The sequence below is a fragment of the Glutamicibacter sp. 363 genome, from assembly GCF_052379505.1.
Lineage (GTDB): Bacteria > Actinomycetota > Actinomycetes > Actinomycetales > Micrococcaceae > Glutamicibacter.
Genome location: NZ_JBQSYR010000051.1, coordinates 1 through 10,256 on the forward strand (window position 1 = coordinate 1; position 10,256 = coordinate 10,256).

The 10,256-nt window shown below is 51.3% G+C and carries 11 protein-coding genes; 6 read left to right on the forward strand and 5 right to left on the reverse strand.

The window, feature by feature from the left end:
• Positions 1–884 precede the first annotated feature (884 nt).
• Both ACT3UA_RS18360 and ACT3UA_RS18365 read right to left on the reverse strand, forming a co-directional pair.
• Positions 885–1,295 (reverse strand): hypothetical protein, encoded by a 411-nt coding sequence (locus ACT3UA_RS18360; protein ID WP_141393486.1) that lies wholly within the window; start codon positions 1,293–1,295, stop codon positions 885–887.
• A gap of 211 nt (positions 1,296–1,506) precedes the next feature.
• Positions 1,507–2,526, reverse strand: a complete 1,020-nt coding sequence (locus ACT3UA_RS18365) for a hypothetical protein (RefSeq protein WP_096284345.1) — start codon at positions 2,524–2,526, stop codon at positions 1,507–1,509.
• A gap of 283 nt (positions 2,527–2,809) precedes the next feature.
• Here ACT3UA_RS18365 and ACT3UA_RS18370 point away from each other — a divergent pair, with 283 nt between their 5' ends.
• Both ACT3UA_RS18370 and ACT3UA_RS18375 read left to right on the forward strand, forming a co-directional pair.
• Positions 2,810–3,088: a hypothetical protein gene (locus ACT3UA_RS18370; protein ID WP_096284347.1), complete on the forward strand. Its 279-nt coding sequence runs from the start codon at positions 2,810–2,812 to the stop codon at positions 3,086–3,088.
• A complete protein-coding gene (locus tag ACT3UA_RS18375) occupies positions 3,088–3,450 on the forward strand; it encodes a hypothetical protein (protein ID WP_096284349.1) in 363 nt (120 codons plus the stop codon). Before ACT3UA_RS18370 ends, ACT3UA_RS18375 begins: the two co-directional genes overlap by 1 nt.
• 225 nt (positions 3,451–3,675) lie before the next feature.
• On the opposite strand, the gene ACT3UA_RS18380 is transcribed toward ACT3UA_RS18375, so the two are convergent.
• On the reverse strand, positions 3,676–4,701 hold the full coding sequence (locus tag ACT3UA_RS18380; protein WP_141393487.1) for a hypothetical protein: 1,026 nt from the start codon (positions 4,699–4,701) through the stop codon (positions 3,676–3,678).
• A gap of 290 nt (positions 4,702–4,991) precedes the next feature.
• Positions 4,992–5,258: a hypothetical protein gene (locus ACT3UA_RS18385; RefSeq protein WP_096284353.1), complete on the reverse strand. Its 267-nt coding sequence runs from the start codon at positions 5,256–5,258 to the stop codon at positions 4,992–4,994.
• A gap of 258 nt (positions 5,259–5,516) precedes the next feature.
• Between ACT3UA_RS18385 and mobC the strand changes: the two genes are divergently transcribed.
• The 4 genes from mobC to ACT3UA_RS18405 are packed head-to-tail and all read left to right on the forward strand — an operon-like array spanning position 5,517 to position 8,659.
• The gene (gene mobC, locus ACT3UA_RS18390) at positions 5,517–5,906 is read left to right on the forward strand and encodes a plasmid mobilization relaxosome protein MobC (protein WP_096284355.1); all 390 of its coding nucleotides are present in this window, start codon (positions 5,517–5,519) and stop codon (positions 5,904–5,906) included.
• Positions 5,906–7,372 carry a relaxase/mobilization nuclease domain-containing protein gene (locus tag ACT3UA_RS18395; RefSeq protein WP_096284357.1) on the forward strand — a complete coding sequence of 489 codons (1,467 nt, stop codon included), beginning with the start codon at positions 5,906–5,908 and terminating at the stop codon, positions 7,370–7,372. The genes mobC and ACT3UA_RS18395 overlap by 1 nt, the downstream gene beginning before the upstream one ends.
• A 28-nt stretch (positions 7,373–7,400) precedes the next feature.
• Positions 7,401–8,246, forward strand: a complete 846-nt coding sequence (locus tag ACT3UA_RS18400) for a hypothetical protein (protein ID WP_141393488.1) — start codon at positions 7,401–7,403, stop codon at positions 8,244–8,246.
• Positions 8,243–8,659, forward strand: a complete 417-nt coding sequence (locus tag ACT3UA_RS18405) for a DUF4913 domain-containing protein (protein WP_096284361.1) — start codon at positions 8,243–8,245, stop codon at positions 8,657–8,659. Before ACT3UA_RS18400 ends, ACT3UA_RS18405 begins: the two co-directional genes overlap by 4 nt.
• Positions 8,660–8,706: 47 nt before the next feature.
• On the opposite strand, the gene ACT3UA_RS18410 is transcribed toward ACT3UA_RS18405, so the two are convergent.
• Positions 8,707–10,212 carry a toll/interleukin-1 receptor domain-containing protein gene (locus ACT3UA_RS18410; RefSeq protein WP_217990344.1) on the reverse strand — a complete coding sequence of 502 codons (1,506 nt, stop codon included), beginning with the start codon at positions 10,210–10,212 and terminating at the stop codon, positions 8,707–8,709.
• Positions 10,213–10,256: the final 44 nt, after the last annotated feature.

Genomic DNA, 10,256 nt, shown 5'->3' on the forward strand with positions numbered 1-10,256 from the left:
TTAACTGCAACCAGTTCTCAAAGAGTTGTTTTCACCTGGTTTCGAATCCAGCTGTGAGCCTGAAGATGTTTTCTTTTGGCTGAGGGCCCTGTCAACGCACGTTGAGAATAGTTCTCGCACGATTGATCTTCTTGACACTGGTTGGGTCCCTTTGAGCAATCCAGTAGCTATGCGATAACTAACTGATTCTCTAAAACCCATACATCCCAAAACCGGGACGGCGTCAACCAACCATTTAGAGTGGCAGCTTATTTACCACTAAAAGCTAGTAGTAGTAGCGTCAGTCAGGAAAAATCCTTAGCCATCGAGGCATGTGTTGGATTTCAACCGCCGAGAGGGCGCAGTTGGAGAGGGTAAATTGAATTTATACGTATCGTTCACCCAATGAAACTTTCAATATTCTAAGGACTGTCAGATAGCCGTTATCGGTACTTAAAATCCGTGTATCTGGTGTATCTGGTGTATCTGGTGTATCGAGTACTCGAATTCCGCAAACAGGGTACTTCTGCCCCACATCTTATGTTCCTCTAGTTTCAGCGCACCACACACGGTGGGCGCTGAAACTATTCTGAGGAGGAATGATGGCCTAAGTGAACCGGCCATAACAGCGGTCCTGGCTGTGGCCATTGTCTGAGAGCGCCTCAGGGGAGCTGGTTGGGCCGGCCTGAGCGTTATTGCCATGGCAATGGCGGTCCTGGCAACCGCACCCACCATTACGGAAAGTGTCACAACAAAGACTGGTCACCAAGGAAAATGCAGGCAGTGGGCGTAGAACCGCTGATTCTGATTTCCAGCATTTCAGCTTTCTCTTACCGCACACCTGAGCTGCGGTGTAACCACGAAAAGACCGTCCGAACGATTACATATGGAACTCTGACGCAACGTCACATTACGTTGGAATCTTTGTGCGTTAAAGCTCCAATAGGGCCAGCTAAAGATCCTAAACAAGTCCCTGCAATGACAACGCTCAGGATATCCAACTCTTGAAATTGACCAACCGCAAGCGCCGTAAGCAGGCCAACTATAGATACAGCTACAAAAGATGCAAGAGCGCTGATCGAATTCCTCCACCGCTTCAACCCCGACATGAAGACTATGACGGAAACTGCCGTCAAGGCAACGGATCCAAGGAGTGAGAAAGGTGCATAAAATACTATATATCCCAAAAATGCTTGGGATATTGAATTGTACTCAGGGTCAAGCAGAGAAGCGATCACAATTAGCAATGGGATCAAAGTTGAGAAGAGTAATGAATTAATAATTACTCGGGAAATCTTTAGTTCAGTCTCGCGCATCGCAGCCTCTGCTAGGGGTCCGTGTACCCATTGATATCATTGTCATACGACTCTGTCTTGAACAGGAGTCAAGATCAATCTACTCGACGCGTTAGCAATTCGCAGACATTAGGCAACGCATTTATCGGCCAAGTGGAGGCGGCGAGTCTGACTCTGCAGCCCCGCCACCTCATGAGGCGTTATTTATGCGATCTTATACCGCTCCGCTTGCCTACTTATTCGCTTCTCGAGCAATCCTGTAGGCAAAAGTCTTCCAAGTTTTCTGCGAAGCATTTTTGTTCAGCCATTGAGGGATCTTGGAATTCGTCACCTTGGCCGTCACACCTAGAGCAAATTCATTGTTGCGTCCACTAAAGAGGTTGAACTGGATCGTTGATCCGGCACCATCAAAATGCCCTGGCAATGTCTTGAAAGTCCATGTGACTGGTGATTTCGATGCCTTGGTAACTTGTACTGGTGCCTTAAACCCCATGACGCTAAGGTTAATTTTTTGACCCTTCACAGGGAACGCTTTTGGCGCCCCGCTCAAAGGGAAGCTGCAGTTGAAGCATTTTTTAAGCGCGGCAGCGGCTTTTTTGAACGAAACGTAGGCAGGCCATCCTACGTCCTTCCAAGTGTAAGCAACCGTGTAGCTCCAAGCTGCTGCAGTAGCGACTGGAAATTCGGTTTTTTCTGGATCTGCGACCGTGTACGAAACCTTAGAACCAGTTACAGTAGTCGCCAGTTCGACTTCTTTACCCGTGGCGTCAATGCCTACAGGCTTTTCTATAACTCCATACTGCTGAGTTTCGTTCGCACCTTGGATGAAGACCGTATCATCACTTTGAAGGATTAGGTCCGAATCAGTTGCGGTCTCGATCGTAAGGTTAGCTACCGGCGAATTAGCGTTTTTTTGGACCAAAGTGAAGCCCTTGTTAACCTCATCGGCCGCTGGTGTTACTGCTTCGAGTGCCTGCATAGCACTCTCAGAGAGCGCTCGCGTCTCGTTGGTAGCTAAGAGCTGCTTGGACTTTAAGGAAATTCCAGACTCGTCTAAACCAAGACCTTCCGAGGTGGAAAGTTTTACTTCTGGTGCTGCCGGAAAAATTTCTTCCGTATTGCCAGTCACTGAAGAGGCTGTGTCAATGGGCTGAGGCAGGACGGTCGAAGCAGCGTTTGCAGGTGCGACTGAAAGGGGTGCCACCAGTGCTAACGCGCACAACGAAACGACAGGAAGCGGTTTCATCTTCATGCAATGAACCTAACTGAAACTTTATAGAACGAATTGCCGAATTTTTTCGACAGAAATATTATTATTGCATAGCATGTAGTTTTTTGACTAGGATTTTTTTGTTCTCAACTCGAGATGATCAAAAGAATTCTTGAGTGCGTTCTCATTTTGATCGTTCAGTGTCGGAAACGACCGTATTGGCGTAAGGCAGGTCTTCGTCAAGACTTTGCCCATTTAACGGCCCCCGTGGATATGACCAGGCTTACAGGGTTGCAATACATAAGTATTGTGCGACAATATTGATATGGCGTTGAATTTCTCTGACAGTGCAGATAAGCACGGCATAGATCGCGCTGACGCAATGAATGCGATTTTGAACTATGACTATCGGGTGGAGGAGTTTGACGAACCTCGTGTCGGATCCACAGGTAGGCCAGATCTGTTTATCGGTCCAACCCGGGATGGTTCCACGCAATTGGAAGTTATGGCGGTCCTAACTCCGCCTAATGAAATCTTTGTCTTCCATGTAATGGAAGTCAGAACAAAGATTTTGAAGATTGCTAAAGAAAGGACTGACGAGTGATGAAGAAAGAAGAAGACCGGGGAGATCGCACTAACCGTGGCATCTCGGCAGAGGCGTCTCGCTTTGAAGAGCTAGCATTATGGGCAGAGACCGCTGAGCTCTCGCCGAATGCTCGGATCACCAAGGCGAAACAGCCAGGCGCAGGAATGGATTTGCTTGCAGCGGCCCTGGGGTCGGAAGAAGCTGTACGCCGGGCGGTAGGTAAGCCTTCAATGAGCGGCACAGGAACCTCGCCTGCAAGATCTGTACGACTGCCACTTGACCTAGAGAAAAAATTGATTGAGAAAGCAACACATGATCATGTAAAGCCCAGTGAGATTATTCGTCGAGCTTTGGGCGAGTACTTATTGCACGCTTCGTAAGGAAGCGCGAGAGGCCTAGTAGAGCGGCCCAGTATCTAGACGTTGTTTGGATAGTGGGCCGCTCTCGGTATTTGAGCAGTTTGAGTCCTATTAAACGAGAACGCTTGCCCTTATTAGCTTTCGTCTGGGGGTGGTAGTCCAGAGGTGCAGCGCGGTCTTCAGCATCCGGACATGCTTGTTGCTCCAAGGTGGGTAGTATTTCGTAAATGTAGATCGATAATCATCCTAATCGGCGCTGTAGGGAAGTACGGGCTCGTTAAGAGAACCATCAAAAAAGATTTGATTCGGTTGAACTGTGCCACCAACGCCGAAGACGCCCCATCCGTTGTTTGGATCAAGTGTCAGCGTGAGGAATAAATAGGTTTTAAGTTGCAAGCCACCCCCGTCTCCCTCCACTCGCTTACCTTCAAGAGTGGTGTCCCCAGAGAGTTTGATTCTGGCGATTCGGGAAGCGGGGTAACTGACCATCGAAGTCGGTTGATAATTTTCGAGTTCATCGTTTAGATCATCCCATTTCACCGAATCCCAGCCAGCGGCTAATGAAGCTAAGAATGGCTTCATTGAATCATTGGTGCGCTGAGGGTCTCTAAGAGCGTTCAGAAAGCCAAACGCGCAAACCATAGGATTGAGGGGGGAAATGTCTCCGAGCTCGTCTTCGTTGAATGATTGAGCGGACGTGCTCCAGCGGGATTTTTTCCTTGTGACATTCGTGAGATTGCCATTAGATTCCCTTTTCCAACGCTTACCTCGGGGGTCAATGAAGCTAAGGGATACCGCGGGCTGCCAGCTGTTGGTGTGAGCTAGAAGTGGGATGGAAATGTCGAAAACTAGTTCTCTCCGGGGCGGAATAACGCTTAGAGGTGATGAGACCGAGAGCGGTCCTAAAGAAGCGCCGGTGTCGAGCAGTTGAATGTTGGGTGTTCCATCAAAAACGGGCTCATTGGATTCGTTAGCTATATGTAACTTAACCGTCCGAATGTAGGCGTCTCCATCAGGTCGAGGAGCGTAGGAGTCTGCAATCCACGCGGTGACTAGCCGAGCCGTTGAGTTTTTTTCACGGACCCATGATTGATAAGAAAGAACAACAGCAACAACGGTCGCACCTACCGTTCCGGCGGCTGTAAGCGCTGACCAAACGTCGCCTCCTAACTTCCAATCTACTCTCTGCATAACCGGGAAGAGCACGAGTAGCAAGAGAAGAATCAGGACTGAAAAAAACAGCCACAGGAAAAGAACTTGGAAACGTCTCATGTGAAACTCTCTATCAAGGTGGTGATGGATGGCGGTGAATCTTATAGGTATTCAGAGGCCGTTCATGGCCCAAGATCAGACGTCGTGAGTGAACTCAGGTACCGCAGCTTTTGGGTTGTGTGCGGGTGGTCGTTTGGTTCCTGCTGTCCCCGTGTGTGCAGGAAAAGCAGCGCAGCGGATAGGGCTTTTGCTGTGCACAGGTGGGCAGGAGGCTACACACGTCACCAGGTGTAAATAATGGGCCGGTACTCACTGAAAGGTGAGTACCGGCCCATTGGTCTTTGTCGTGCTCAGCTCTCGTCCGAGGTGCTAGTTCCGTTAGTTTTTTTGCGGGGACGGCGACGAGTAGGAGAGCCGATCTTGTTTAGTTCGGCTTGTGTCCATCCTTTTTTGAGCGCTGCGGCGAATGATTGCTTTACGCCGGCTTTGACTTGCTCTAGGTGTTGTTCTGCTTCGACGAGTGCGGCGACGGCTTGGGCGATGTCGTTGGCTGCTTCCATGCGCAGGTCGTTTTGTGCTTGGAGTTGTTCGAGGATCTTGTTTGCTGCGTCGCTCATGGTATGGACCTTTCAGTAAGTTTGGGCAGTTTCTGAGGCAATGAAACGACCCATGTTCGATATTTCCACCGTATCGCGGACATAGTTCAAAACCAACGCTTGTTGCACCTTCGTAAGGATGAGTGCGCCGCTGGGAAGCGGAGCAAGCTATACACTTAGGTGCACTAAGTGGTTTGCGGTCTTGATCTTCGATCCGCCCGGTGGGACAATTGACCTGTTAGGTCATTTGGCGTTGCACTGGGCAGGAGGTTGGTTTGCATGACTCGTTTGGATTCGCGCAAGCGTCAGCCGAATGCGACCGGTGGTCGGTCTGTTCGGCGCGTTGTGAAACTGACCGTTGAACAAGACTTGGCGTTGCAAGTCATGGCCAAGGAAATTGATGTTTCGGTGCCGAGGCTTCTGGTTGAATCAACTCTTGCGCAGTCTCGCGGCGAAACAGCTGCAGAGCGGCGTGAGTTAATTACCGCGTTGTTCATGGTGCAGCGCAGCGTGGCGGCGGTCGGCAATAACTTGAACCAGATTGCCCGTGCGGCGAATGCGACCGGTGAAGTTGATGCTGCGCTCGGTGCGTTAATTGAGCACATCAGCGGCTCGATGAAGAACCTCGATGAAGCGATTTCCTCCTTGTCTTTCAAGGACGTGTCCTGATGATTCCGAACGTGACCAGTGGCGGTCGGATGGCTGGGTTGATGAACTACCTGGTTGGTCCGGGTCGTGCGAATGAGCATGAGAATCAGCGGTTGATTGCTGGCGATGATCGTGTCACTTTTAGCTACGCACCGGGTACGGAGTTGTCGAAGTACGAAGCATTCGACATTGCGGAGATTCTGGATGCGCCGCGTAAGGCTTTTGGTACGGAAGTAACTAAGCCGGTGTATGCGAAGGATGAGGATTCCGGTGCCTTTCTCGCTGATGAGAACGGCAAGAAAATTCGTGTGGGGTCTAAGGATTCGCACGTGTGGCATTGCTCGTTATCACTTGCTGAATCCGAAGGTTCTGTGTCGGATGCGCAGTGGAAGAACATCGCCGAATCCTTTATGCAGAAGATGGGTTTTGTTGACCTGGATGGGGCGAAGTCTTCGCGTTGGGCTGCGGTGCATCATGGTGCCTCGAAGAACGGTAATGACCATATTCACTTGGTAGTGCAAATGGTTCGTGAAGATGGCACTAAAGCCAGCACGCATAATGATTTTCACCGTGCCCAGCTTGCGTGCCGTGAGCTGGAAGCAGAGTATGCCTTGCAGTCCTTGGAATCCTCTGCCACGCAGCAGCAGGGGTTGTCTGGGGAGAAGCCAGCTGAGCGTGAACGCGCGACTCGTGAGAGTTATGCGGTGTCTGATCGTATGGAGCTTTCCCGCCGTATGCGCTCAGCGTTAGCGACCTCCACTACGGCTCATGAGTTTGTGCGTCAATTGCCGCAGATGGGTGTGCAGGTTGCTCCCCGTTTCGCTAAGGATTCAACTTCTAAGGTCACCGGGTACAAGGTGTCTTTGGGTACGAAAACGGGGGAGGATCAGGCGGTGTGGTACGCGCCGTCGAAGTTGGATCGTAGCCTTAGCTGGCCTTCCATCAAGGCTCGTTTCGATGGGGCCGGTGTGGCTGAGGCAGAGCAGTTCTTAGCTGGCCGGCACAGTAGCGCACGGTTGCAGCGTGCTTCGGGCTACCGGGCGTTTGATCTGGCGCAGTCCACCACCTCGAAGTTGAATGCTGGCCAGCTTGGACCCGATACATTGGCGAATGTTTACGCACGGTTGTCTTTGGAGCTGGAAGGCAATAAGCCGGGAAGCTTGGCAGTGTTGAGCACGCACATGGCCAGGGCTGGTCAGAATATGGGCAACCGTACCTATGCTGCGCGTTTGGCCTCGCGTTTCAGTTCGCGTTCTGCGGAGCAAGGCTGGATGGCCGTGCTGCGTCAGGCGAACCGTTTGTCGCAAACGATGTTGCGCGGGCGCATGGCAACTGAGCGTCCACGGTTGACCCAGGCAGCGCAAGAGGTGGTTGCTATGGCCGAGAAGATTGTGCGCGATGCTGAGAACCGTACATCGGTTCATGCGGCAGCGCCGGTGGGCCAGCGAATGACCAAGAAAGATCGGGATCAGGGCTTAGGCCGGTAACCGAACCGACAAGGGAGAGTGCAGGGGCATGGAAAACGACGAAGAATCAGATATTTCGATGGAGTTCGGCCGTGTGCTGCGCATGAGTTTGGGTGCAGCGATGCAAGCCAAAGAATCTAGCGACCGGCGGGCTGCGAACCAAGGCCCGGCGACTGAAACACACCGGTTGCAGCAGCAGGTAGCCGGAGTGTTGAAGAAAGAGATGGCTTCACCGGATTTCGGGAAAATGTCCTCCCAGCAAATTGCTGATCGCATGACCGTGGCCTCTGAACTTGCCGCCCGCCACCCCAACGCATCAAAGGCTTTTATGGCCGGGTCTGACCGGCTGCGCAACGAGATGGGGATCAACGTAGAGGACATTTACAAGAATCACCCGCAGTCGGTCGAAGAACGCCATAAGTCGTTAAGGAACGCCATTGACGACTATCAAGCCAGCGCACGGCTGAACCAGGAATCGGCAGCTGAACGGGGCCAGGACGAGCCAGAGGCAACGGCGCCGGTCGAGGTGAAGGAAGATCAAGCCCAAGCTCATGAAGAATCTGCCGAAGGGCACTTAGCTAAGGCTGAACAAGCTGAGGGCGAGATTCAGCTTGATGAACGTGGCCGCGATGTTGCTGAGGGCCGCGAAGCTAATAACACTCTAAGTTTGGGACAGTCGGAAACAAAGCACGCCACCGGAACCACTGTGCATCCTGATGATGTGGGCCCTAGGGCTAAGACGGCTGCTGCTGTGCTGGCTCGCGCTAGGGCTGGTCAGGGCTTTCCGACGAAACCTGGCGAGGCGGTGCGGTTCGGGAATGCTTCACGTCCAGCAAATCAGCGGGGTCATGGCCAAGGGCGCAAGCGCGGTCAGGGTGCGGAGGTGAGTCGATGAGCTTTATCAACGATGAAAACCTAGAGACCACCGAAGAGCCGGAGGCATCGGCTGCGGAGGAGTCCGAGCAGCCGTTAGCTTTTGAGACGGAAGAAGAATGGCTGACACAGTGGGGATTGCCGAATTTTCGACGGCGGCTAAACAAGGGGGAGTTCAGATGGGACCCCGAGTGGTGGCGTTATGAGGAAGCGATCACGCTGATTACGGCATTGTGGTTGAGCTTCGAGAAAATGCGGTGGGACGGGGCCACCGGTATGGCCTCGTACATGCGTGATTACTTTTACCCGTTAATGGGGGAGCTGACTTCACCGGATGGACCGTTCTGGGATTATGACCCGCCCGTGCGCGAGGACGTGCCAGCAGAATGGCCAGTGCAAACCCTGCCCGAGGATTTAAATGAAGGTATGAACTAAATACTATTAGGGAGGCTCCAGCACCGTAGGCCCTGGACCCTCCCTAATCAAAAGGCCCTGCTTCTGCTGAGTTGATGGTAGTCGTTGTTGTAAGAGTCAATCGCTTTCGATGCTCTATCCATGTTTCCGCCGAAAAGCCCCGCTTGTAGGGGAGCCCATGATGATCCGTCCCGTAGCAACTCAGATTTCATCTGCTCTATGGGTGATTTTGAGGCATGACGTAGCACCCACGTACAACGACCAAACCAATTGGAACGCGCATATTCAAGGTTGTGCCCATTCATTAGGGCATCTTGAATAGCTATGTCTTGGCCGACAACGCCTAGCATGATTTCAGATCGATGATAGTTCTGCGTATGTTCTTCTTCCGACCATTTGAAAATAGGTTTCATCACAGAATGAAGCCAGTCCGGGATAGGCGTGTATAGCTTGCCAATCTTCCTGTCGTCGTACTTTCTTAATATCTCTATCGGGTCGTCGCCAGTGGTTTCGGCATACATAAAAATTGTGGGTAGTAGAGAACTAGTATCAAATGGTTTCCAATAGCCTGTGGCGTCAAGTACCCCTATGCTGCTTCCAACATGATAGTTTTCTGGCACGCTAGGGTCAGCCAAGAGAATTTTAAAGTTTTCCCATTTGGAATGCGCGGAACATGCCAGAGCTGCGACAGCGAGTACTGCCACTGCTGCTATATGTCGAATATTGTTTATGGCCTCGTATCCATCATGGTGTTTGTGTGCAGCAGAGACAATGCTCTTAATGCCTGCGACCCAGGGAGAGAGGGAATCCCGGGTTCCCCACCGAGCGGCGACTGCTAGGGAATAGCAAAATGGGCGCACTGCTTCCCAGTCTTCGTTCGCTAGCTTAACAAGGTTCCTAATCTGATCTTCGTTTGTTCCGGAGCCTACCTGTGAGCTATGTCGACCTTTATCGTTCAGGATCTCAAGCGCACTTCGTACTTCCTGGGTAATCAGATCATCTAGCTCAATCTGCTTTGCTGGATTAACGATCATCTCTTTAGTCAGGATTCGCAGGAGTTCAGGGCGTTCTTGGGATTGAGACTCCTCCACAAATGCACGAGTAGTAGCTGCATTGTCGTTCGCGCCCATGAGCTTATTAATCTTGTTCGTCAGCGCAACGGCTTGCTCAGGGTAAGAATTTCCGAAAAGGTCCACCCGGTTTATGTCGTTCAATGATCGGTTAGAGCTAATTTCCCAATCTGGGACGCTACCGTCATCGAAACGTATGGGGATGATCCATGTTTCACCTGGAGGCATCTTTCTGAACTCTTCGACTGCCAAATGCAGTTCTTCGTTCATGTTGTTTCTTGGGCGGTTTCGCGAGTTGTCAGAAAAGCACGCAAGGAAAACCAAGGAGTTTTTGCGAATGGCTTCCTTGATCTTGAGTTTCCAGTCGTCCCCAGGTTCAAGATTTTTTAGGTCACGCCAGAAAGGTATCTGTGCGGCCTTAAGCATTTCACATAGCCGATCAACACGCTCTTTGTCTTCACGGACGTATGAAATGAAAACGTGTTGTCCCTCATCAGTTGTCATGGAAATGATCCTAGATGAGCTGCGCGACACTATGCGAAAGATTT